The organism is Aminobacter sp. 01T433, assembly GCF_056398585.1.
The window spans coordinates 101,221-122,705 of record NZ_JBFTPR010000007.1 but is presented as its reverse complement, the minus strand read 5'-3'; the positions used below and the strand labels follow the sequence as shown (position 1 = coordinate 122,705).

Genomic DNA, 21,485 nt, shown 5'->3' with positions numbered 1-21,485 from the left:
CCGCTACTTGGCTACGCCAAAGCTTTTGGCGTAGCCCGCGCTGTCGCCGTTCCAGCTCATCTGCATCAGCTGGTCGATCTGTTCTGCGGTCAGTTCCTTGCCATAAAGGAACTTGAAGCCGTCGGAGACTGCCTTGCGCATGTCGGTGTCGAAGAGTTCGGGGTAGCCGATTTCGGCAAACCACTGATAGGCAAGCTCGCCACCGGCAGCGGTCGCCGGATCGATGGCCGGCGTCTTGTAGACACGCGCGTTCTTGACTGCATCGAGGCTGGCGAGGACCGGATGGGCGAGGATGTCAGCCGGCTTGATCGTGTCGTTGTAATAGTTGACCAGGATGATGTCGGGGTTCCACTGCAGCAGGGATTCAGCGCCCACCTTGACCGAACCTTCGGTGAAGCCGGCTTCGGTCGCGGCATTCACCAGGCCTGATGCCGTGAAATAAGCTTCCTCGCGGCCGAAGACGACGAACTCGTTGTCGTTCATGCTGTCGATGAAGACGATGCGCGGACGTTTCCGGTCGGCTGCCGCGAGAACCGACGAGATATCCTTGACGGTCTTGTCCTCCCAGTCGAGGAATGCCTGGGCGCGCTCCTGCTTGCCGAGGATCTGGCCGAGCATGGCGATGTAGCCGCGCCGGGTTTCGCGCGATTCCGTGCTGACGGTCGCCACCTTGATGCCGGCGTTTTCCATCGGCGCGACGCGCTCGTCGCCCTTGGCCTGCCACTGCAGAACGACATCGGGTCCGGCCTTGAGGATTTCCTCGACATTGGGAATGAAATTGGGCGCCACCAGATCTGTGCGGATGTTGGCGATCTCAGGAAAGAGCTGGCCGATGACGCCCTTCATCAGAGCGCTCTGTGCGCGCGGATTGATCGCCATCAGGCGCTCGGTTCCGCCATCGATGGCAATCATCGCCTCGGGAATGGGCAGCGGAAAGATCGCGACTTTCTTGACCGGATTCTCGATCTGGACTGGCTGGCCGCGGGAATCCGCAATGGAAACCGTCTCGGCCCCGGCGAAATTGGACGTTGCGATCAACGCTGCAAATCCAAGGGCCGCCGCGGAATGTCGGATTGTCATCATCTGAAATCTCCTGTCGCCATCGCGGCGGACAGGCATCGGATAATAATCATGACTATCATCGTCAAGTTTTTTCTTAAGGCAAGCTGATATGGCCGCTGGCTATGCGCACCGCCACAGCACCGCTTGCCGTTCGCTTCCGCGCGGTCCAATCTCTCGCCCGTACGACCTGTCTTTTAAACCAGCCGAGTCTGCCCCAGCCGTCATGAAAGGCGTCGACATGCCCGTCCATCATCTTCTGATTGGCCAGAGCTCCCTAGCGAACAGCCAAGCCGGGCAATCGCGCCGACGCAGGTCGAGCTTCCTCGCCGCCGCCTGCGGTGCCCTGATCCTGGGTGCGGTGGGTCAAGCCAGTGCGCAGGATGCCACGCCTTCAGCCCTGTCAGAGACCTATGGCGACTGGATCGTCCAGTGCGCCAATGCGGCGGCTCCCAAGCAGGAGGGACAAGAACCCGCCACGAAACGTATCTGCCAGGTGTCGCAGAGCCTGTCGCAAGGCAATTCCAACCAGCGCGTGCTGATGATCGTGTTCGAAGGCACAGCCAAGGACAAGCAGCCCTTGGCTGGAACCGTCATTGCGCCTTTCGGCATCGACCTGCCGTCGGGGCTGTCGTTGCGCATCAAGGACGATGTCTATGCCAAGGCGGCCTACAAGACCTGCCTGCCGCAGGGCTGCGTCGCCCCGGTCGTTGTCGATGCCAAGTTCGAGGCAGCGCTTCGAGCCAACGAGAAGCTGACCGTGGCGATGACCGCGTCGGACACCGGCGCGCCGGTGAACCTCGACGTGTCGCTGAAAGGCCTGGCCCAGAGCCTCGACAGGCTGAAGAAGCTTGCGGCAGCCGGCGGCTAGGACAATGACGGCGATGTCAGGCATGCCCTGGCGCGCGATGCTGCTCGTTGCCATGCTGCCTCTGGTGGCGTCCTGCACCAGCCAGGGCCCGCTTGAACCCGCATTGTCCAAGACCGAGCTTGAAAGCCTGAAGCAGGCTTATGCCAACGAAGCCTATCCGGTTCGAATCGTCGACCGGCGCAAGTTTGACCCGCGTCTCAAGCCGACGGTCGTTACGGCACCCGCCGGCTATGGCGCCGGCACCATTGTGGTCAACACTGGAGAAAAGCTGCTCTATCTCATTCGCAGCGACGGCACCGCCTATCGCTACGGCATCGCTGTGGAGGCAACAGGCCATGCCTGGTCGGGCAATGCAACGATCGGACGCAAGGCCAAGTGGCCGGCCTGGTATCCGACCGACGACATGCACAGCCAGACCCCGCAATTGCCGCGCAGGATCGAACCGGGACCGCAAAACCCGCTCGGCGCACGCGCGCTGTATCTCTACAGTGGCGGCGTCGACACGCTCTACCGCATCCACGGCACCTCAGAGCCATGGACCATCGGCACCGAGGCGTCCTCCGGCTGCATCCGCATGCTCAACGAGGACGTGATCGATCTCTACGAAAAAGCCCCAAACGGCGCGCGCGTGGTCGTGCTGTAGGCATGAACCCACGTGGGTCAAATGGCCTGCGAGCTTATCCATCTCCAGCATCTATCGCCTACGATTCGGCGTCGGCGGCGTCCTCCCCCAAGAAAGAATTCTCTCAGAAAAGTACCGTAAGCGCGGCTTCGCAACGGCCGCAAAACGTCTGTTGACCTTCCAGTCACTAGAAACACTACCGTCGCAGAAGATCATCAAGCGGGGTCGTCGGAGACGTCGCGCATTCTGACGACGAGGTAGTTTAAATGTCTAGGAAGTCTAAGATAATTCTCTTCACATTAGCGGCCGTGGGGGGCGGCGCATTTATTTATCTGAATGGTGTGCCTGCCATTTTCAGCCGGGTGCTGGCCTCAAGCGAAACGAGTAGCGCGGCCCCAGTGTCCCCGCCACCGCCCCAGGTTCCAGTCGCTCAGGTCGTCACACGGGTGATCGCGCAATCGTCGGAGTTTACCGGCGTCGTGGCGGCCACCAAAACGGTCGAGCTGCGGCCGCGTGTCGGCGGCACGCTTGAATCCGTCAGCGTGCCGGAAGGCGGTCTTGTTGAACGCGGCCAGTTGCTCTTCCAGATCGATCCTCGCCCGTTTGAGGTCGCGCTGCAGAATGCGGAAGCGCAGCTGCAACGGGCAGAGGTCCTGCTCTCCCAGGCCGAGACCGATCTCAATCGATCGCAGCGGCTACTCCCCAGCGGCGCCATCGCCAGCAAGACCTATGATGACGACTTGTCGGGGAAGCGGGAGCGGCAAGCTCAGGTGCTGGAGGCAAAGGCCGCAAGTGCCGCAGCCAAGCTCGACCTTTCATATTCCCGCGTGACCGCCCCCATCGCTGGACGCGTCGACAGGGTACTTGTGACAGAAGGAAACCTCGTCACCGGAGCATCCGGAGCCGGGGCGACACTGCTCACCACGATCGTGTCGGTCGATCCTGTCCATGTCTATTTCGATATCGATGAACCGACCTATCTGAGCTTTCTGAGCCAGACGCGCCCCGATGCGGTTGGACGCCAAGGCACCTCATTTCCCGTGGAAGTCGGGCTCTCCACCGAGAGCGGTTACCCGCATTCAGGCATCTTGGACTTCCTGGGAAATCGTATCGATCGCAGCACCGGGACGATCCGCGCCCGAGCCGTGCTGGCCAATCCCGACGGCCGGCTGACGCCTGGCCTGTTCGCGCGGGCAAAGCTTGCCACGAGTGCGCCCCAAGAAACCATCCTCATCGATGACCAAGCCGTCGGCACCGATCAGGGCCGCCGCTACGTGCTGGTGCTGGGTGCGGGTGACATGGTCGAATACCGGCCGGTTGAACTGGGCGGGATGACCGAGGGGCTGCGCGTCGTTGCAAGCGGTCTCAACCCTGGTGACACGATCATCATTAAGGGGCTCGTGCGGCCCGGCATGCAGGTGACCCCGAACCCGATCGCGATGGCGCCCGACCAGCGTTCGGTCAGCGGCGTTGCCGGCGGCAATACGCAGGAAGCACGTCGATGAGCCTGCCACGCTTTTTCATCAACCGACCGATCTTTGCGATCGTTCTCTCCGCCCTCATGCTCATCGCGGGCGCGATTGCCCTGTTTCGGCTGTCGTTGAGCGAATACCCCTCCATCACCCCGCCGACCGTGCAGGTGACAGCAAGTTATCCGGGCGCCAACCCTGAGGTGATCGCCGAGACCGTGGCCTCGCCACTCGAACAATCGATCAACGGCGTCGAGGGCATGCTCTATATGAGTTCGCAGGCTGCGACCGATGGCAGGATGACGCTCACCGTCACCTTCGCCCAAGGCACCGATGCGGACATAGCCCAGATCCAGGTGCAGAACCGCGTGTCGCGCGCCCTGCCACGCCTGCCTGAAGAGGTTCAGCGCATCGGCGTCGTCACCCAAAAGACGTCGCCCGATATCCTGATGGTGGTGCACCTTGTATCGCCCGACAAGCGCTATGACCCGCTCTACATCTCCAACTATGCCACACTCCAAATTCGCGACACGCTCGCCCGCCTGCCAGGGGTCGGCGATGTCATCGTATGGGGTGCCGGCGAATACGCCATGCGCGTCTGGCTGGACCCCGCCAAGGTTGCGGCACGTGGCCTGACGGCAGGGGATGTCGTCGCCGCCATTCGCGAACAAAACGTCCAGGTCGCAGCCGGCTCGGTTGGCCAGCAGCCGTCGGAGGCAGCCAGCTACGAGGTCACGGTCAGTACGCTGGGGCGGCTGTCCAGCGAGGAACAATTCGGCGACATCGTCATCAAGACCGGCGATGACGGGCAGATCGTGCGCCTGCGCGATGTCGCGCGGATCGGTCTCGGTGCCGATGGCTACGCGTTGCGCAGCCTGCTCGACGGCGAGCCGGCCGTGGCGATGCAGATCATTCAACGCCCCGGTGCAAACGCACTGGACGTCTCCAACGCCGTGCATGCCGAGATGAAGCAGTTGCAGCAGGGTTTTCCGGAGGGCCTGGAATACCGGATCGCCTATGATCCGACCGTCTTCGTGCGCGCGTCCTTGGCCGCCGTCATGGTGACGTTGCTCGAAGCGATCGTGCTCGTCGTCATCGTTGTCGTCGTGTTCCTGCAGTCGTGGCGAGCTTCCATCATTCCGCTGGTTGCCGTGCCCATATCGCTCGTCGGCACGCTTGCGGTGATGTACCTCATGGGGTTCTCGCTCAACACCTTGTCGCTGTTCGGCCTGGTTCTTTCGATCGGCATCGTGGTCGACGACGCCATCGTTGTCGTTGAAAACGTCGAACGGCACATCGGTCTTGGCGAAACGCCAAAGGAAGCTGCCCGCAAGGCGATGGACGAGGTGACAGCACCCATCATCGCGATCACGTCCGTGCTTGCCGCCGTGTTCATTCCGTCCGCATTTCTGTCGGGCCTTCAGGGCGAGTTCTACCGCCAGTTCGCGGTCACGATTGCGATCTCGACGGTTCTTTCGGCGGTCAACTCCCTGACACTTTCGCCAGCACTGGCAGCCGTTCTCTTGAAGCCGCACCACGCCGGGTCAAAACGCGATTGGCTCACCCGTGGCATCGATTTCGCATTCGGCTGGTTCTTCCGTCTGTTCAACCGCTTCTTCGACAGGGCATCGAACGCCTATGTTGGAGCGGCACGTCGCGCCATCCGCATAAGCGGCGTGATCCTGGCACTTTATGCAGGACTTGTTGGAATGACCTGGATGGGGTTCCAGGCCATCCCGACCGGGTTCGTGCCGGCGCAGGACAAGTACTATCTCGTCGGCATTGCCCAGCTGCCATCCGGAGCGTCGCTCGATCGGACAGAGGCTGTCGTCAAGGAGATGTCCAGGATCGCGTTGGCGGAACCGGGCGTCGAGAGCATCGTGGCCTTTCCGGGCCTCTCGGTGAACGGCTTCGTCAACTTGCCAAATTCGGCCGTCGTCTTCGCCATGCTCGATCCATTCGATCAACGCAAGGATCCCTCGCTCTCGGCCAATGCGATCGCCGGACGGCTGATGGGCAAGTACAGCCAGATCCCGGACGGCTTCGTCGGCATTTTCCCGCCGCCACCGGTGCCTGGGCTGGGAACGATAGGTGGTTTCAAGCTCCAGATCGAAGACCGCTCAGGCGCAGGGCTCGAGGCCCTTGCCAAGGCGCAAAGCGAGGTCATGGCGAAGGCATCGCAGGCGCCGGAACTCGCTGGCATGATGGCGAGCTTCCAGATGAACGCGCCACAGGTTCAGGTCGACCTCGATCGGGTCAAGGCCAAGGCACAAGGTGTTCCGTTGACGGGGATCTTCGAGACATTGCAGGTCAATCTCGGCTCGCTCTACGCCAACGACTTCAACCGTTTCGGCCGCACCTATCGCGTGATCGTCCAGGCTGACGATCCATTCCGCGCGCAAGTGGACGACATTGCCCGCCTGAAGGTTCGCAATGAAGCAGGCGAGATGGTTCCGCTTGCTGCCCTTGCCACCGTCGTCACCAGTTCAGGCCCAGACCGGGTGATGCACTACAATGGCTATCCCTCGGTCGATATCACGGGAGGTCCGGCACAGGGCTATTCGTCCGGGCAGGCGACAGCTGCAATCGAGCGTATCCTGCAAGAGACGCTGCCGGCCGGCATGGCCTACGAATGGACCGACCTGGTCTTCCAGGAAAAACTGGCAGGCAACACAGCAATGATCGTGTTCCCGCTCGCGGTCCTGCTGGCGTTCCTCATCCTGGCCGCACAGTACAACAGCTGGTCCTTGCCTTTTGCAGTCCTGCTCATCGCGCCGCTGGCGCTGCTATCCGCCATAGGCGGCGTGTGGCTCTCAAACGGTGACAACAACATCTTCACGCAGATCGCGTTCGTCGTCCTTGTCGGGCTCGCGGCCAAAAACGCCATCCTGATCGTGGAGTTCGCTTATGAAGAGGAAAAGAAGGGCAGCGATCCAGTCGCCGCAGTGCTCGAAGCCGCACGCCTGCGCCTGAGGCCCATCCTGATGACGTCGCTCGCCTTCATTGCTGGCGTCGTGCCACTGGTCATAGCGACGGGAGCGGGTGCCGAGATGCGCAATGCCATGGGCATCGCCGTGTTCGCCGGCATGCTTGGCGTGACATTCTTCGGGTTGATCCTGACGCCTGTCTTCTACGTCGTCGTCCGACGGATGGTATTGCGGCGAGCAACAAGGTCCGAGGCGAATGCGGTGGCGGCTGTCGAAGGCGATCCTGCGGGCTGACGAATATGGGGCGGAGAGGCTCAAGCCTCTCCGCCCCGTAACCAATCACTCGTCGAACATTCCGTCCGGGTCGTAGACAGGCTTGCCTTGCAGCAGTGTCGCCACGACCTGCGCCTCGCCGACCTGCTTGACCGGAATCTCGGTGATGTCACGGTCGATCACCACGAGATCGGCGAACTTGCCGACCTCGATCGAACCGGTGGTCTTGTCCTGGTGCAGCAGCCGCGCCGGATTGATGGTCATCCACTCGATGGCGGTTGCGACATCGGGCGCGCCGTCGGTCTCGCGGGTGACGGCGGCCTCGATCTTGACCAGCGGCGACAACTCGTCCGCGTCGAAGTCGCTGCTCATCACCACGTCAGCCCCCATAGCCGCAAGCGTGCCTGCCGGCATCATGTGGTCGGCACGGTCGCCGATGAACTGGCGGATGAACTTGTTGTATTCAGGGTCGATCGAACTCGGTGCGAGCTGGAAATCGGCCACGACACCCAGCTGCTTGAACCGTGGAAAGTCGGCCTTGTCGAGCAGGTAGAGATGGGTCAGACGATGCGGTCCGGGCTTGGGGTCGGACTGCTCGATAGCGTCCAGCGCCAGGCGCGCGCCGCGATCTCCCGTCACATGGTAGTGCAACTGGAAACCCGCCTTCGACAGCTCGCTCGAATAGCGGTCGAGCGTATCGACGTCGAAATACAAGAACCCGCTGTCATAGCCGTGGTCGATGCCTGCACCTTTCAGATATGGCTGCAGCACAGCGCCTGTGCGCTGCTCGAGAATGCCATCGACATAGATTTTCGCCTGATTAAAGCGAAGCAGGCTGTTGGGGTCGTTGGAATAAAGCTTTTTCAGCGCCGTCATCTGCTCGGCGAACGGCAGGTCGGAGTAGACGTAGAGGGCGTTCGAGGCACGCACGGTCAGCAAGTCGTTGGCCAAAGCCTTTTGCCAGACCTTGATATGTCCCTGCGGCCAGAACCCGCCGGCGTCGCTGACCGATGTGATGCCGTTCTCGGCGACCAATTCCAGCGTCGGCAACAGGCTTTCATAGGCGAATTCGACATTTTCCGGCGTATCGGGAAACGCCAGGTTGCGCAGCTTTTGCTGGGCATTTTCCAAGACGACGCCATTCGGCTTACCGGTCTTAGCGTTGCGCAGGATGATGCCGCCGGGCGGGTCGGCTGATATCGTGTCATAGCCGGCGGCATGCATAGCGGCCGAATTGGCCCAGGCACCGTGACCGATGTCGTCGAGGATCAGCACCGGCCTGTTGGGCGAAATCTTGTCCAACAGGGCGATCGGGTTGTCGCTCTGGTCGAGCAGGTTGGTCATGCTCACGCCCGACCCCAGCACCCATTCGGTCTTGCTTGATTTCATGCAGTCTTCGACCGTTGCAAGCGTCCCGTCGAGCTTGTCGAACGGCTCGAACTCGCAAAGGCTTTCATTCACGCCGGCTTCGATCAGATGCATGTGCGCATCCTGGAACCCGGGCAGCACCATCATGCCGCCCAGGTCCACGATTTCGGCATCCTTGCCGGCGGCGGCCATGGCCTCTTCTTGGGAGCCCACCGCCAGGATGACACCGTCGTCGCCGATGGCGACCGCTTCGGCTGTCGGCGAATTCCGATTGACCGTGTGAACCTTCGCATTGGTCAGCACCATCGGCTTCGCCAGGGCCGCAGGCGCCGCAATCATGCCTCCTGCAAGGATCGCCGCGACTGCAACCTTGATACCGCTGTACGTCATTTGCCGTCTCCACATAGGCGCCCAACGGTAGGCGCCGACGAAAGCGCCGTCCATCCGTCAACTTTTGTTGACGACACAAACAGCGTCAACTAAGGTTGACGCATGGTTGACCTGCACAACATTACCGTTCCGACCGACCCTGACGAAGCACTCGCCGCTGTCGTTGCTCTGCGCCGACTGGCGGACAGGATCGAGCGTGAGGCCGTCCGCTCAGCCCTGCGCCAAGGCTGGCCGTGGTCGAGGATCGCCCAAGCCCTCGGGATCACCAAACAGGCCGCCCACAAGCGACTTTCGGACGTGGCCGCAGACAACAGTTCTACATAGGGGAATTGCGATGTTCCAAGGCATCAAATCGAAGCTCAACAACATCGGCACCATCAAGCTTCTCTGCGAGCGGGCGGAAACCTACGCCTTGCAGGACCAGCAGCGCGAACCCGGGGCCGAACATTTCCTGCTGGCCGCGCTGGATCTGCCGGACGGCACCGCGCGCCTCGCGTTCCAGAAGGCGGGGGTGGAGCCTGACGCCCTGAGAGCGGCGATCGAACGGCAATATGCCGATGCCCTGCGCTCTATCGGTCTGAAAGCAGATATTGCGGCCGATACGCCGATGTCGGCAAATCCCGGCATCTATCAGGCCGCTTCCTCCGGTCGAGAGATCATGCAGGAACTGGCGGCAGGCAGGAAGGATCATAGCCCGCTGCTCGGTGTTCACGTCGTCGGAATTGTCGCTGGCATGTCACATGGCGTGGCCGCGCGAGCGCTCCGCGCTTTGGGCGTCGACTCCATCATCCTGAAATCGACGGCCGACGCGATAGCCGAAGCCGGTCGCGTCGGCTGATCTCTACACCCTTATATGGCGGCGTTCGGATGGGCCAAAATCATTCCCACTCGATCGTGCCGGGCGGCTTTGAGGTCACGTCATAGACCACCCGGTTGATGCCCTTCACCTCGTTGATGATGCGGGTGGCAGCTTGGCCGAGGAAGTTCATGTCGTAGTGGTAGAAGTCGGCGGTCATGCCGTCGACGGAGGTGACCGCGCGCAGCGCACAGACGAATTCGTAGGTGCGGCCGTCGCCCATGACGCCCACGGTCTGGACCGGCAACAGCACGGCAAAGGCCTGCCAGATGGCGTCGTAGAGGCCGGCCTTGCGGATCTCGTCGAGATAGATCGCATCGGCCTGACGAAGGATTTCGAGCTTTTCGCGGGTGATGCCGCCCGGGCAGCGGATGGCAAGGCCCGGCCCGGGGAACGGATGGCGGCCGATGAAGCTGTCGGGCAGGCCGAGCTCCTTGCCAAGCACACGCACCTCGTCCTTGAACAGCTCGCGCAGCGGCTCGACAAGCTTCATGTTCATGCGATCAGGCAGGCCGCCGACATTGTGGTGCGACTTGATGGTGACCGAGGGACCGCCGGTGAAGGAGACGCTTTCGATGACGTCAGGGTAGAGCGTACCTTGAGCCAGGAAATCAGCACCGCCGAGTTTCTTGGCCTCTTCCTCGAACACTTCGATGAACAGGCGTCCGATGGTCTTGCGCTTGGTTTCGGGGTCGGCCTCGCCTTCGAGCGCATCGATGAAGCGGTCGGCTGCATCGACGAGGATCAGCGGCAAATTGTAGTGCTCGCGGAACATGGCGACGACATCGGCCGCCTCGTTCTGGCGCATCAGGCCGTGGTCGACGAGGATGCAGGTGAGCTGGTCGCCGACGGCTTCGTGGATGAGCAAGGCCGCGACAGAGGAATCGACGCCGCCCGAAAGCGCGCAGATGACCTTCTTGTCGCCGACCTGCTTGCGGATCGCTTCGACGGCATGCTCGCGATAGGCGTGCATGGTCCAGTCGCTCTCAATGCCGGCGATCTTGTGGACGAAATTGCGCAGGAGCTTGGCGCCGTCGGGCGTGTGCACCACTTCGGGGTGGAACTGGACCGCGTAGAATTTGCGGGCTTCGTCGGCGATGGCAGCGAAGGGCGCGCCGTTGGATGTGCCGATGACGCGGAAGCCGGCGGGAATGGCGGTGACGCGGTCGCCGTGGCTCATCCAGACCTGATGGCGGGTGCCCTTGGCCCAGACGCCGTCGAACAAAGCGCTTTCGTCTTCGATCTCGAGATAGGCGCGGCCGAATTCGCGGTGATGGCCGGCTTCCACCTTGCCGCCGAGCTGGGCGCACATGGTCTGCTCGCCATAGCAGATGCCGAGGACCGGAATGCCGGCTTCGAAGACGGCGTCAGGCGCGCGCGGGCTGCCGATGTCTACGGTCGAATGCGGGCTGCCGGAGAGGATCACCGCCTTGGGGTTGATCCGCTTGAAGGCCTCGGCGGCCAACTGGAATGGAACGATCTCAGAATAGACCCCGGCCTCGCGGACGCGACGCGCGATCAGCTGCGTCACCTGGCTGCCGAAGTCGATAATGAGGACGGTTTCAGGGTGCTCGGAGTTCTTCATGGCGGGCGTTTAAAGAAAGATTCGAGTCTGCGCAATGGTTTGCTGCGCATGGCTGCCAGAGCGAATTCGCATCTTCATGCAAGGCTGCCACATGTTCGTCAACGCCTGGGGCCGTCGCCAAGCCTGCGCAACGCCTGCATCAGCGCGTCGAAGCTGCCCTGCCCCAGCCGCTCGCGATAGTTTTTTTCGATGTCGAGCTTGACGCGGTCGCCGTCGCGAAGTGCCGCCAATCCAAGTGCCGTGTAATGCACAAGCTTGCCACGCTTGTCCTGCGGATCGGCCACGCGCTCGATGACGCCTTCGGCTTCGAGGCCATCGAGAAGCTGCTGTACCGCCTGCTTGGAGATGCCTGCCCGCTCGATCAATGATGACTGGCGGATGCCGTTGCGGGGGATGTGGCCGAGCAGACCGGCGCGGCTTTCACTGAACCAAACGTGGCCGGAGGCACGCATGGCATCTGAAAACTCGGCCTGCCAGGCACGGCTTGCCTGCCAAAGACGCCAGCCGACGTGGTCTGGCAAAGGTGCCTCGGTGCTTTCGTCAAGCTGCTTGACCATTTTTCCATTCACGCTTAACGTCAAGGTTCTTGACGAACTTGGTAACCGATGGAGGTGGTTGTGGCAATTCTCGACAGATCCGCATTGGAGCTTATCGTTCCGGGCACAACTCACGTGCTCGATCGCAACGGCAAGGAGGCCTATGTCTATTTCGAGCAAGGCGAGACGGCGCACATGTTGCTCGAAGACGGCGAGACCAGGAAAGGCCTGTGGAAACTCGCTGACGGTGGTTATGTCGTCGAGTGGGACAATGGTGCGGTCGGACGCTGGAAGATCGACCACGAGGCCGGTGCCGTGACCTACATCAACAGGGATCGCGATGTCAGGGTGAAGCTGCTCGGCGTCCTGTTCGGCAACGCCAAGGACCTGCCACGCGCGGAACGCTAGGCCCAGCTAGGCGGGGATGGTCGCCCAAGGGACGACCATCCAAATTCATCAGGCGAGTTCTTCGTCGCGCTGGGCAACAAAGACCAGCACCAGCAAGATGGTGATGAAGAAGCGGAAGGCATCGGGAACGCCGTTCCACGTCTTCGACATCCACATGCCGAACCATTCGCCGCCGACCGACATGAAGCCGACTTGCCAGACCAGGAAGCCGAGCGTCAGGCCGGCAATCGACAGCGTCTTGGCGGCATTGAAGCTGCGCGCATCATTGCGAAGATTTGCGGCGAGGCGATATGCGCCAATCCAGCACAGGATAGCCGTCAGCGATTCAGCGGCGATGATCAGGAAGTAGAACAGGTTGTGAAGCGCGGGATTGGTGATCGCGCGATACTTGATGGCAGCATCCGGAAAGATCGTGTCCATGCTCATCACATGCTGCACGAAGGCGAAGTTGGTGCCGTAATCGGTGATATTGCCGAAGGCGACGAGGGTTGAAAACAAAGCCGTGGCGGCAACTGCGGCCGTCTTGGATATGCGGATGATCATCATTTTGTAGGCTACTCCTGAAAAAGCGCGTGCACGCTTCGACGCAGCCGCCCCAACTTGCCCGAACAATAAGGATCAAGAAAAAGCGTCAGCGCCGATGAGCGTGCACGACTATGCGCCGCATACATCATGCGTCCTGGCAAAACTCATGACAAAAGAGCGCAGTGCGCAGCCTGGCTGACGGCTAAAGCTTCAGTTCGCCGTTGCTTATGGCATCCCCCAGCAGGCGCACGGCATCTGCCAGCTTCTCGTCGACGACATGGAGATATTCGGTCCAGTCATCGACATGGCCGATGTCGGTGGCACCGTCGGAGATGCCGCGCAGCGCGATGAGCGGCACGGAAAACATCTGGCAGGCGCGCAGCACTGCGAATGTCTCCATGTCGACCATGTCTTCTGGAATCGCATCGTAGCCAGCACCTGAGATGATGGTGCCGCCCGTGGACAGGCTGGCCTCTTTCAGACCGGGGATTTTCAGTGGCAGCGGGACTGTAACCGGCAGGTCGAGAAAAGGTGTCGCGCCTTTTTCAAAGCCGAGCGCGGACGCGTCCATGTCGCGGTAGCTGACCGAAACGGCTTGGTAGACCTCAGTCTGCTCCAGCCTGCGGCTGCCGGCGGAGCCAAGGCAGACGACGAGATCGGGCAAGTAGTTGGAGGCGGCGAGCAGCGCAAGTTCACCGGCGACCCTCACCCCTGCTTCAACCGGACCGACACCTGTCATGACAGGCACGAACAGCTTTTGCAGATGCGGGCCATATTCGGCATCGGCAGCCATGACGAACAGCACGTTGCGACCAGCGAATTGCGTCACATCAGGCATGTGTCAGCCCTCGATACCGTCGCGACCGGCGATCGCCATCATCGTGCCGGTCATGGTTGCAATCAGCTTGGCCTCGCCGTCTGCCGAAATCGCATAGGCCTGGCCATCGGCAACGACAATGGTGCGGCCTGGCTTGGTGACCGAGCCGCGAAACAGGAAGCGCTCTCCCTTGCCAGGGGCAAGGAGATTAACCTTGAATTCGATGGTGAGCACGCTCGAGCTTTCCGGGATCAGCGAAAAAGCCGCGTAACCGCAGGCGGAATCAAGTGCCGTCGAAATGACGCCGGCATGGAGAAAGCCATGCTGCTGGGTCAGCTCATCCGAAAACGGCATCTCGATCTCGATGATGCCAGGTGTGACCAGCGTGAGCTCGGCGCCGATGGTCCGCATCGCGCTCTGGCGCGCGAAGGAAGCCCTGACTCGCTCGTCATAGTCGGGTGCGGGTACGATCTTGGCTGCCATTTGCGATGTCCTCTTGGCATTCTTATCGCAAAGCCGGCAAATGCAGGCAATCGGAAATGCTGCAGCGCAAAATCATATCAGTTGAGCCACCAGATCGATGCATTGAGCAGCGTGGCGAAGGCGACCCAGACGGCGTAAGGCGCAAAAAGCCAGGCAGCGACCTGGTCAAATTTGCGCGCCGTCGCCATGAATCCAAGGATGGCACCGAGCAAGGCGAGGATGACCAGCAAAGCGAGGCCCGTTTGCTGGAAGCCGAAAAAAGTCGGCGACCACAAGAAATTGAGCACCAGTTGGGCGACCCACACGCGCATGGCGACATCCCGGGGCGCGCGCAGCCAGACGCGCCAGCCGGCGATGGCGATCAAAACATAGAGAACCGACCAGACAGGGCCGAAAATCCAGTTTGGCGGATTGAAGAAGGGTTTTGCGAGCCCCGCATACCATTCGCCCGGCAACGTCAAGAAACCGATCAGCGTGCCGCCGCCGAGCACCAGCACGATGAAACCAAGTAAAGCAGCGTATCTGCTCATCCGACCTCCAGCAAAGCGAGCGCGAGGTGGTCAACGCCTGCGGAGGGATCTGGTTGCACATTTCGCTCCGCCGATGGGCGAAGCGAAATGACCTATGTTCAGATCAAGCAGCTCGGCGCATGGCGGCGAAATAGAAGCCGTCGGTGCCGCTGCGCGCCGGCGTCAGCGACAGGCCCTGCGCGTTAAAGCGCACCGCATCGTCACGACCGGGGAAACGGGCCTGCCACAGCGCGCGATGATTGACAGCCTTAAAGCTCTTGTCGCGATCCAGGAACGCCGCGACCTGGTCGGCGTTCTCTTCGTCGAAGACCGAACAGGTGATGTAGACCATCAGGCCGCCCGGCTTCACAAAGGTGCTGGCGGCGTCGAGGATTGCCGACTGTTCAGCCTTGCGAACGTCGAGCTGCCTCTGGGTGAGGCGCCATTTGGCGTCGGGCCTGCGGCGCCACGTGCCGCTGCCAGTGCAGGGCGCATCAATCAATACGAGATCCATGTGGCCGATGAGAACGGAAAGCTCGGATGGCTTGGTGACGACCTGGACATTGCGATTGTCCGACCGGCGCAGGCGATCGAACATCGGCGCCAGGCGCGACTTTTCCGAATCGTGGGCGAATATCTGGCCGCGATTTTCCATCGACGCCGACAGCGCCAGCGTCTTGCCGCCAGCACCGGCGCAATAGTCGAGCACCTGCATGCCAGGGGTGGCACCAGCCAACTCGGCGGCAAGCTGCGAGCCCTCGTCCTGGATCTCGAACCAGCCCTTCTGGAACGCCGGCTCGGCTTGGACATTGGGATGGCGGCCGCTGCCGTCGATGGGCGGGATGCGTACACCATGCGGGGCAAGCGCCATGGGCGCTGCCTGGGTGCCTTCGAGTTCGCTAATGACGCGGGCGCGGTCGGCCTTCAGCGTGTTGGCGCGGATGTCGAGCGGCGGACGCGCGGCAAGGGCGGCACCTTCAGCCACCCACTCGCTGCCGAAAGCGCGCTCAAGCATTGGCGCGCACCAGTCAGGCGAATCAGCACGCACTACGTCGGGCGCGTCAGTGAGCTTGCGCTCGGCGATGGCCTTGAGCTCGTCGGCGCTCAGCGGTTCAGGCGCGAACTTGTCGCCGTCGAGCGTCCGATTGAGTGCTTCGGCCGACTGGTCCCATTCAAGCAGAAGCGCGCCGAAGCCGAGCGCGCGCGAGGTCTCGTCGCCCAGCAGCCAGGCGGCGGAGCGCTTACGGCGCAATGCGTCATAAACAATATTGCCAATCGCGGCGCGGTCGCCGGCGCCGGCAAAACGGTGGGACAGCCCCCAATCCTTGAGCGCGTCCGCGGCGGGCCGATGCCGCCTCTCGATATCGTCGAGAACTTCAATGGCCGCAGCCAGTCTTCCGCCAAGTCGCATGTTCGGTGTTCCGCTTTCGGTTGACCCGTATCGGGCCTAGCTAAACAGCGGCGACGCATTGCACAAGCGCAACCCGGCCCTGCCGGGGCAAAAACTTCCCCCGAACGGGTTAGGCACAAAATGTAACAGGCGCGGATCGCTCCGCGCCTGACTGGTTGATTGTCGCCGATGGCTACTCGGCTGCTTGCAACGTCTCCGCAAGATCAAAGCGGTCGGCGTTCATCACCTTGGTCCACGCCGCCACGAAGTGCTTGACGAACTTTTCCTTGGCATCCGAGCTGCCGTAGACTTCAGCAAGAGCGCGCAGCTGCGAGTGCGAACCGAAGATCAGGTCGGCGCGGGTGGCGTACCACTTGACCTCACCCGTCTTGCGGTCGCGTCCTTCGAACACGTCCTTGGCGTCCGAGACCGTCTTCCACTCCGTACCCATGTCGAGCAGGTTGACGAAGAAGTCATTGGTCAGCGTTTCGGGCTGCGACGTGAAGACGCCATGCGCGGATTCGTCCGCATTGGCGCCAAGCACGCGCAGGCCACCTACCAGCACCGTCATCTCGGGTGCCGTCAGCGTCAGCAGCTGCGCCCGATCCACCAACGTTTCCTCCGGCGACAGGCGCTGCCTGCCCCTGGCATAATTGCGGAAACCGTCAGCCGTGGGCTCAAGCGGAGCGAAGGAGTCGACGTCGGTCTGCTCCTGCGAAGCGTCCATGCGCCCAGGCGCAAAAGGCACCTTCACGTTTTGCCCGGCGTCCTTCGCGGCCTTTTCGATCGCAGCGACGCCGCCGAGAACGATCAGGTCGGCAAGCGAGACTTTCTTGTTGCCGGACTGCGCAGCGTTGAACTCCTTCTGGATCGCTTCGAGTTTCTCGAGAACCGACGCCAGCTGGGCGGGCTGGTTTACTTCCCAGTCCTTTTGGGGGCTGAGACGAATGCGCGCGCCATTGGCACCACCGCGCTTGTCGGAGCCTCGGAACGTCGAAGCCGAAGCCCAGGCCGTCGAGACCAGTTGCGACACCGAGGGCACCGCTGCGAGCATCTTGGCTTTTAGCGCGGCGATGTCCTGCTCATCGACCAGAACATGGTCGACCGCGGGAATCGGGTCCTGCCATAGCAGCTCTTCCTTGGGCACGAGCGGGCCGAGATAGCGTGCGATCGGCCCCATGTCGCGATGCGTGAGCTTGTACCATGCTCGCGCAAAGGCATCGGCGAACTGATCGGGGTTCTCGAAGAAGCGCCGCGAGATTTTTTCGTAGGCAGGATCGGCCCTCAGCGCGATGTCGCTGGTCAGCATGGATGGCGCGTGACGCTTCGCGGGGTCATGCGCGTCCGGCACAGTGCCAGCGCCCATGCCGTGCTTGGGTGTCCACTGATGGGCACCAGCAGGGCTCTTGGTCAGTTCCCACTCGTAGCCGAGCAGGTTCCAGAAGAAGTTGCCGCTCCATTTCGTCGGCGTGGTGGTCCAGGTGACTTCCAGGCCGCTACCGATCGTGTCGCCACCCTTGCCGGTGCCGAAGCTGCTCTTCCAGCCCAGGCCCTGCTGCTCGATGTCGGCGGCTTCAGGTTCGGGGCCGACAAGCGAGGCATCTCCGGCGCCATGGGTCTTGCCGAAAGTGTGTCCGCCGGCGATGAGGGCAACTGTCTCCTCGTCGTTCATCGCCATGCGGGCGAAGGTCTCGCGGATATCGCGTGCCGAGGCGAGCGGATCGGGCGTGCCGTTTGGCCCTTCCGGGTTCACATAGATCAGCCCCATCTGGACGGCGGCGAGAGGGTTGGCGAGGTCCCGGTCGCCGCTGTAGCGCTCATCGGCCAGCCATTTGCCTTCGGAGCCCCAGTAGATGTCTTCTTCAGGCTCCCAGACATCCGCGCGTCCGCCGGCGAAGCCAAAGGTCTTGAAGCCCATCGATTCCAGGGCGACATTGCCGGCGAGGATCATCAGGTCGGCCCAGGAGATCTTGCGGCCATACTTCTGCTTGACCGGCCACAACAGCCGGCGCGCCTTGTCGAGGTTGACGTTATCCGGCCAGCTGTTGAGCGGCGCGAAGCGCTGCTGTCCGGCGCCAGCACCGCCGCGGCCGTCGCCGATGCGATAGGTGCCGGCGGCATGCCAGGCCATGCGGATGAATAGCGGCCCGTAATGGCCGAAATCGGCTGGCCACCAATCCTGCGAGTCCGTCATCAGGGCGGTGAGGTCCTGGATCACGGCGTTCAGGTCGAGGCTTTCGAATTCCTTCGCGTAGTCAAACGCTTCGCCCATCGGGTCGGAGAGATTGGAGTGCTGGTGGAGGACCTTGAGGTCCAGCTGGTTCGGCCACCAGTCGCGATTGGTCCTGCCGGCAGTCGTGTGTGCGACCGGGCATTTGCCCACGCTGTTTTCGTCAGTCTTCGTGTCCATGTTCATCTCCGAACGTATTTGTGTCTTTGTGATTGCGCTTGATCGGCCAGCTTCGCGGTGAGCCGACAGCTCTACAGCCCGACCGGACCGCGCCCGCCCGCAGCGAACAAACGCTGGTTGTCTGGCGCACCCGTACTGGCGGTCGTCGTCGGTTTTGTCATGGCTCGCGCCTCCCTCGTGGCTTTCGTCCCGGCTGCGAAAACGAGCGCCATCTTATTGGAACCATTCCAGTCTAGGAGCAGATTTTGATAAAGCCAAATTGCCTTTTCTGACGATCTTGATAGCCTAAGATTATGATACGCCTGACAATCCGACAGATGGAATATTTCGCAGCACTGGCCCAGACGCTGCATTTTGGCCGCGCCGCCGAGTTTGCCGGTGTCAGCCAGCCAGCGCTTTCAGCGCAGATCGCAGAGATGGAAGAGCGTCTGGGGTGCACGCTGTTCGAACGCGGTGGCAAGGCGGTGCGCCTGACCGAAGATGCGCTGGAACTGCAGCCGCGCATCGAAAACATCCTGGCCGAAATCCGCGAGGTCGAAACGACCGCCCGGCGCGGCCGGCTGGCGATGGAGGGGAGACTGCGCTTAGGCATCATCCCGACGGTGGCGCCTTACCTTTTGCCGCATATCCTGCCGGCGCTGAAGCGCGAATATCCGAATCTCAGGCTGGAACTGCGCGAAGCGATCACCGGGTCACTGGCAGAGGACGCGCTGAACGGCCGTATCGACGCTTTCGTCGCCGCCCTGCCACTCGATTTTCCCGGCCTGATCGCCCAGGAGCTGTTTTCAGATCGGTTTTATCTGGCGGTTCCTGCCGACGACCCGGATTTCGCTTCGCCGCCGGTGCCGCCGGAAAGCCAGGCATTGGAACGGCTGATGCTATTGGAAGAAGGCCACTGCCTGCGCGAACAGGCGCTTGCGGTCTGCGGCAGCGTCAAGCCGGTGGCGATGGCCAGCTATGGCGCGACCAGCCTGACCACGTTGCTGCAGATGGTGGCGCATGGACTAGGCGTGACGCTGATACCGGAAATGGCGGCGGGGCCCGCTCACGATCAGCGCGATTTGAAAATCGTACCCTTCGCCGAACCTGTGCCGGAGCGCCGCATCTGCCTTGCCTGGCGCCGCAACAGCCCCAGGCACAACGAATGCATCGAGCTTGCGCGGATTATCCGCGAACTGCAGCCGCTATTGCGGAAGTGAACTCGGACAATACCGCGTCATCGGCGGCGCTGCGGGTTTTGCGCGACTGCACCAGGCACGCCTGCGAGCGCAGGATGACGCCGTCCGACAAGATTTTCAGATGATTGGCGCGCAGCGTCGAGCCTGTCGAGGTGATGTCGACGATGATGTCGGCCGAGCCGGCCGCGGGTGCACCTTCGGTGGCGCCCAGGCTCTCAACGATGCGGTAGACCTGGATGCCATGCATCTGGGAGAAGAATTGCTGGGTCAGCCGCCAGTATTTGGTGGCGATGCGCAGGCGCCGGCCGTGGCGCTGGCGGAAGTCGGCTGCGACATCGTCAAGGTCGGCCATGGTGTCGACGTCGAGCCAGATGTCGGGCACGGCAACGACGACATCGGCATGGCCGAAGCCGAGGCGAGCCATGATCTCGGCCTTGCTCTCCCAATCGGCGAGGTTTTCGCGGATCAAGTCTTCGCCCGTGATGCCGAGGTCGACATTGCCCTGGCCGATCTCACCAGAAATCTCGGAAGCCGACAGGAAGGCGATCTCGATATCCGCCCTGCCCTCGATCGAGGCGCGGTAACGGCGGTCGTCGTCGGGCAAGGTGACAGCGAAGCCAGCCTTGGCCAGCACCTCAAGCGCCTGCTCCTTGAGCCTGCCCTTGGAAGGGAGTGCGATCGATATCGCCATCAGTTGCCTCCCCTCAGGGCTTCGATACGGTCGAGCCAGACGGAGAAGCCGACACCGGGAATGGGTTTTGCCGCACCGAGCAGCGTCAGCAGCCGGTCGTAGCGACCGCCACCGGCGAGCGGGCGTTCGGCGTCGGAGCCGGAAATCTCGAAGACAAGGCCGGTGTAATAGTCGAGCGGGCGACCGAAGGCTGCGTCATAGCGAACGGAGTAGGCGCCGAGGCCGTGGCCGGCGACGGCTTTGGCCCGGGCAGCGAAATTGTCCAATGCCGCACCGAGCGTGAGCCCTGCGCCGGCAGCGAATTCCTTGAGCGCCGCAGGTGCCTCATCGAGCGCAACATCGATGGCCAGGAAGCGCTCGAGCGCCTCGAAGGCGTCGCTGGACAGACGTACGCTGCGCAGTTCGGCCTTTTCGATCAGACGTCGGGCGATGTCGTTGGGCGTGCGGCCGGCGGAAGGCGACAGGCCCGCCTGCTCCATGCCGGTGGCGATATGCGCTGCCAGGGCGTCGCGGTCGCCGTCGGCGACCAACGAAGCAACTGGTTCGGTCAAGGCGGAAGTGCGCGTGGGTGCTGCGAGATCGCCAAGTGCCGCAGCCAGAAGCTCATCCGAGCCGAAGGCGCGGGCAAGGCGCATGCGCCAGCCGCGCGGCAGGCCGAGAGCCGCCAGCACCGCCTCGAAGATCGCCTGGTCGCCGAGCGTGACGGTGAGGTCATGGCCGGGCAAGCACAGCGACAAAAGCGCAAACGCATCGGCTACCGAACGCGCGTCGGCCACCGCCGTGTCGGTGTCGCCCAAATCCTCGACGCCGGCCTGGAAGAATTCGCTGCCGCCTTCGCGGCGCTGGCGGAATACCTCACCGAGATAGGAATAGCGGCGCGGCGTGCCGGACTGCGTGTGGATGTGGTCGAGGCAGACCGGAATGGTGAATTCCGGCCGCAGGCAGAGCGACGCGCCTGTCTCGCTTTCGGTCAGGAAAATACGGCGGCGCAAATCCTCGCCGGCCATGTCAAGGAACGGGTCAGCCGGCTGCAGCACCGGCACATCGACCGGATCGGCCCCGCGCGCGGCGAAGAGTTCTAATATGTCGGACGCGATGGCCGGGTAACGCGCGTTCAT

20 protein-coding genes are annotated in these 21,485 nt (G+C 62.3%); 8 read left to right on the top strand and 12 right to left on the bottom strand.

The window, feature by feature from the left end; genetic code table 11:
* Nucleotides 1-3: 3 nt before the first annotated feature.
* Complete coding sequence (locus AC1DLV_RS14165; protein ID WP_476802110.1) at nucleotides 4-1,083, bottom strand: ABC transporter substrate-binding protein; 1,080 nt, start codon at nucleotides 1,081-1,083, stop codon at nucleotides 4-6.
* A 217-nt stretch (nucleotides 1,084-1,300) separates the two neighbouring features.
* Between AC1DLV_RS14165 and AC1DLV_RS14160 the strand changes: the two genes are divergently transcribed.
* From AC1DLV_RS14160 to AC1DLV_RS14145, 4 genes are all read left to right on the top strand, one after another.
* A complete protein-coding gene (locus tag AC1DLV_RS14160) occupies nucleotides 1,301-1,930 on the top strand; it encodes an invasion associated locus B family protein (protein ID WP_476802109.1) in 630 nt (209 codons plus the stop codon).
* A 4-nt stretch (nucleotides 1,931-1,934) separates the two neighbouring features.
* Nucleotides 1,935-2,573 (top strand): L,D-transpeptidase, encoded by a 639-nt coding sequence (locus AC1DLV_RS14155; protein WP_476802108.1) that lies wholly within the window; start codon nucleotides 1,935-1,937, stop codon nucleotides 2,571-2,573.
* A gap of 245 nt (nucleotides 2,574-2,818) precedes the next feature.
* Nucleotides 2,819-4,057 carry an efflux RND transporter periplasmic adaptor subunit gene (locus tag AC1DLV_RS14150; RefSeq protein ID WP_476802107.1) on the top strand — a complete coding sequence of 413 codons (1,239 nt, stop codon included), beginning with the start codon at nucleotides 2,819-2,821 and terminating at the stop codon, nucleotides 4,055-4,057.
* Nucleotides 4,054-7,242 (top strand): efflux RND transporter permease subunit, encoded by a 3,189-nt coding sequence (locus AC1DLV_RS14145; RefSeq protein ID WP_476802106.1) that lies wholly within the window; start codon nucleotides 4,054-4,056, stop codon nucleotides 7,240-7,242. The genes AC1DLV_RS14150 and AC1DLV_RS14145 overlap by 4 nt, the downstream gene beginning before the upstream one ends.
* Before the next feature lie 45 nt (nucleotides 7,243-7,287).
* Here AC1DLV_RS14145 and AC1DLV_RS14140 read toward each other — a convergent pair whose 3' ends face one another.
* Complete coding sequence (locus tag AC1DLV_RS14140; RefSeq protein ID WP_476802105.1) at nucleotides 7,288-8,979, bottom strand: amidohydrolase; 1,692 nt, start codon at nucleotides 8,977-8,979, stop codon at nucleotides 7,288-7,290.
* A 102-nt stretch (nucleotides 8,980-9,081) separates the two neighbouring features.
* Here AC1DLV_RS14140 and AC1DLV_RS14135 point away from each other — a divergent pair, with 102 nt between their 5' ends.
* On the top strand, nucleotides 9,082-9,303 hold the full coding sequence (locus AC1DLV_RS14135) for a hypothetical protein (protein WP_476802104.1): 222 nt from the start codon (nucleotides 9,082-9,084) through the stop codon (nucleotides 9,301-9,303).
* A 10-nt stretch (nucleotides 9,304-9,313) separates the two neighbouring features.
* Complete coding sequence (locus AC1DLV_RS14130) at nucleotides 9,314-9,817, top strand: Clp protease N-terminal domain-containing protein (RefSeq protein ID WP_476802103.1); 504 nt, start codon at nucleotides 9,314-9,316, stop codon at nucleotides 9,815-9,817.
* A 40-nt stretch (nucleotides 9,818-9,857) separates the two neighbouring features.
* On the opposite strand, the gene guaA is transcribed toward AC1DLV_RS14130, so the two are convergent.
* Together guaA and AC1DLV_RS14120 are read right to left on the bottom strand one after the other, a co-directional pair.
* Entirely contained in the window at nucleotides 9,858-11,420 is a 1,563-nt protein-coding gene (gene guaA / locus AC1DLV_RS14125; RefSeq protein ID WP_476787746.1) for a glutamine-hydrolyzing GMP synthase, read from the bottom strand.
* Nucleotides 11,421-11,518: 98 nt separating this feature from the next.
* The gene (locus tag AC1DLV_RS14120) at nucleotides 11,519-11,977 is read right to left on the bottom strand and encodes a MarR family winged helix-turn-helix transcriptional regulator (protein WP_476802102.1); all 459 of its coding nucleotides are present in this window, start codon (nucleotides 11,975-11,977) and stop codon (nucleotides 11,519-11,521) included.
* 60 nt (nucleotides 11,978-12,037) lie between these two features.
* Here AC1DLV_RS14120 and AC1DLV_RS14115 point away from each other — a divergent pair, with 60 nt between their 5' ends.
* On the top strand, nucleotides 12,038-12,364 hold the full coding sequence (locus AC1DLV_RS14115; RefSeq protein ID WP_476802101.1) for a hypothetical protein: 327 nt from the start codon (nucleotides 12,038-12,040) through the stop codon (nucleotides 12,362-12,364).
* A gap of 48 nt (nucleotides 12,365-12,412) precedes the next feature.
* On the opposite strand, the gene AC1DLV_RS14110 is transcribed toward AC1DLV_RS14115, so the two are convergent.
* The 6 genes from AC1DLV_RS14110 to katG form a co-directional block, all read right to left on the bottom strand.
* Nucleotides 12,413-12,910: a DUF2165 family protein gene (locus AC1DLV_RS14110; protein ID WP_476802100.1), complete on the bottom strand. Its 498-nt coding sequence runs from the start codon at nucleotides 12,908-12,910 to the stop codon at nucleotides 12,413-12,415.
* Between the two features lie 181 nt (nucleotides 12,911-13,091).
* The gene (locus AC1DLV_RS14105; RefSeq protein WP_476802099.1) at nucleotides 13,092-13,727 is read right to left on the bottom strand and encodes a 5'-methylthioadenosine/S-adenosylhomocysteine nucleosidase; all 636 of its coding nucleotides are present in this window, start codon (nucleotides 13,725-13,727) and stop codon (nucleotides 13,092-13,094) included.
* A gap of 3 nt (nucleotides 13,728-13,730) precedes the next feature.
* The gene (locus AC1DLV_RS14100; RefSeq protein ID WP_476785004.1) at nucleotides 13,731-14,189 is read right to left on the bottom strand and encodes a PaaI family thioesterase; all 459 of its coding nucleotides are present in this window, start codon (nucleotides 14,187-14,189) and stop codon (nucleotides 13,731-13,733) included.
* Between the two features lie 77 nt (nucleotides 14,190-14,266).
* Complete coding sequence (locus tag AC1DLV_RS14095) at nucleotides 14,267-14,719, bottom strand: TspO/MBR family protein (protein WP_476802098.1); 453 nt, start codon at nucleotides 14,717-14,719, stop codon at nucleotides 14,267-14,269.
* A 103-nt stretch (nucleotides 14,720-14,822) separates the two neighbouring features.
* Nucleotides 14,823-16,109: an RsmB/NOP family class I SAM-dependent RNA methyltransferase gene (locus AC1DLV_RS14090; protein WP_476802097.1), complete on the bottom strand. Its 1,287-nt coding sequence runs from the start codon at nucleotides 16,107-16,109 to the stop codon at nucleotides 14,823-14,825.
* A 172-nt stretch (nucleotides 16,110-16,281) separates the two neighbouring features.
* Nucleotides 16,282-18,498 (bottom strand): catalase/peroxidase HPI, encoded by a 2,217-nt coding sequence (gene katG / locus AC1DLV_RS14085; protein WP_476802096.1) that lies wholly within the window; start codon nucleotides 18,496-18,498, stop codon nucleotides 16,282-16,284.
* A 293-nt stretch (nucleotides 18,499-18,791) separates the two neighbouring features.
* Here katG and AC1DLV_RS14080 point away from each other — a divergent pair, with 293 nt between their 5' ends.
* Entirely contained in the window at nucleotides 18,792-19,697 is a 906-nt protein-coding gene (locus tag AC1DLV_RS14080) for a hydrogen peroxide-inducible genes activator (protein ID WP_476802095.1), read from the top strand.
* Here AC1DLV_RS14080 and hisG read toward each other — a convergent pair.
* Together hisG and AC1DLV_RS14070 are read right to left on the bottom strand one after the other, a co-directional pair.
* Complete coding sequence (gene hisG / locus AC1DLV_RS14075; protein ID WP_476802094.1) at nucleotides 19,663-20,367, bottom strand: ATP phosphoribosyltransferase; 705 nt, start codon at nucleotides 20,365-20,367, stop codon at nucleotides 19,663-19,665. The two genes, AC1DLV_RS14080 and hisG, sit on opposite strands and share 35 nt — an antisense overlap.
* Complete coding sequence (locus AC1DLV_RS14070; RefSeq protein WP_476802093.1) at nucleotides 20,367-21,485, bottom strand: ATP phosphoribosyltransferase regulatory subunit; 1,119 nt, start codon at nucleotides 21,483-21,485, stop codon at nucleotides 20,367-20,369. The genes hisG and AC1DLV_RS14070 overlap by 1 nt, the downstream gene beginning before the upstream one ends.

Excerpts from the sequence above, each read along its gene's own strand:
- AC1DLV_RS14165 (WP_476802110.1), bottom strand. The coding sequence starts at position 1,083 with ATGATGACAATCCGACATTCCGCGGCGGCCCTTGGATTTGCAGCGTTG.
- AC1DLV_RS14160 (WP_476802109.1), top strand. The coding sequence starts at position 1,301 with ATGCCCGTCCATCATCTTCTGATTGGCCAGAGCTCCCTAGCGAACAGC.
- AC1DLV_RS14155 (WP_476802108.1), top strand. The coding sequence starts at position 1,935 with ATGACGGCGATGTCAGGCATGCCCTGGCGCGCGATGCTGCTCGTTGCC.
- AC1DLV_RS14150 (WP_476802107.1), top strand. The coding sequence starts at position 2,819 with ATGTCTAGGAAGTCTAAGATAATTCTCTTCACATTAGCGGCCGTGGGG.
- AC1DLV_RS14145 (WP_476802106.1), top strand. The coding sequence starts at position 4,054 with ATGAGCCTGCCACGCTTTTTCATCAACCGACCGATCTTTGCGATCGTT.
- AC1DLV_RS14140 (WP_476802105.1), bottom strand. The coding sequence starts at position 8,979 with ATGACGTACAGCGGTATCAAGGTTGCAGTCGCGGCGATCCTTGCAGGA.
- AC1DLV_RS14135 (WP_476802104.1), top strand. The coding sequence starts at position 9,082 with ATGGTTGACCTGCACAACATTACCGTTCCGACCGACCCTGACGAAGCA.
- AC1DLV_RS14130 (WP_476802103.1), top strand. The coding sequence starts at position 9,314 with ATGTTCCAAGGCATCAAATCGAAGCTCAACAACATCGGCACCATCAAG.
- guaA (WP_476787746.1), bottom strand. The coding sequence starts at position 11,420 with ATGAAGAACTCCGAGCACCCTGAAACCGTCCTCATTATCGACTTCGGC.
- AC1DLV_RS14120 (WP_476802102.1), bottom strand. The coding sequence starts at position 11,977 with ATGGTCAAGCAGCTTGACGAAAGCACCGAGGCACCTTTGCCAGACCAC.
- AC1DLV_RS14110 (WP_476802100.1), bottom strand. The coding sequence starts at position 12,910 with ATGATGATCATCCGCATATCCAAGACGGCCGCAGTTGCCGCCACGGCT.
- AC1DLV_RS14105 (WP_476802099.1), bottom strand. The coding sequence starts at position 13,727 with ATGCCTGATGTGACGCAATTCGCTGGTCGCAACGTGCTGTTCGTCATG.
- AC1DLV_RS14100 (WP_476785004.1), bottom strand. The coding sequence starts at position 14,189 with ATGGCAGCCAAGATCGTACCCGCACCCGACTATGACGAGCGAGTCAGG.
- AC1DLV_RS14095 (WP_476802098.1), bottom strand. The coding sequence starts at position 14,719 with ATGAGCAGATACGCTGCTTTACTTGGTTTCATCGTGCTGGTGCTCGGC.
- AC1DLV_RS14090 (WP_476802097.1), bottom strand. The coding sequence starts at position 16,109 with ATGCGACTTGGCGGAAGACTGGCTGCGGCCATTGAAGTTCTCGACGAT.
- katG (WP_476802096.1), bottom strand. The coding sequence starts at position 18,498 with ATGGACACGAAGACTGACGAAAACAGCGTGGGCAAATGCCCGGTCGCA.
- AC1DLV_RS14080 (WP_476802095.1), top strand. The coding sequence starts at position 18,792 with ATGATACGCCTGACAATCCGACAGATGGAATATTTCGCAGCACTGGCC.
- hisG (WP_476802094.1), bottom strand. The coding sequence starts at position 20,367 with ATGGCGATATCGATCGCACTCCCTTCCAAGGGCAGGCTCAAGGAGCAG.
- AC1DLV_RS14070 (WP_476802093.1), bottom strand. The coding sequence starts at position 21,485 with ATGAACGCGCGTTACCCGGCCATCGCGTCCGACATATTAGAACTCTTC.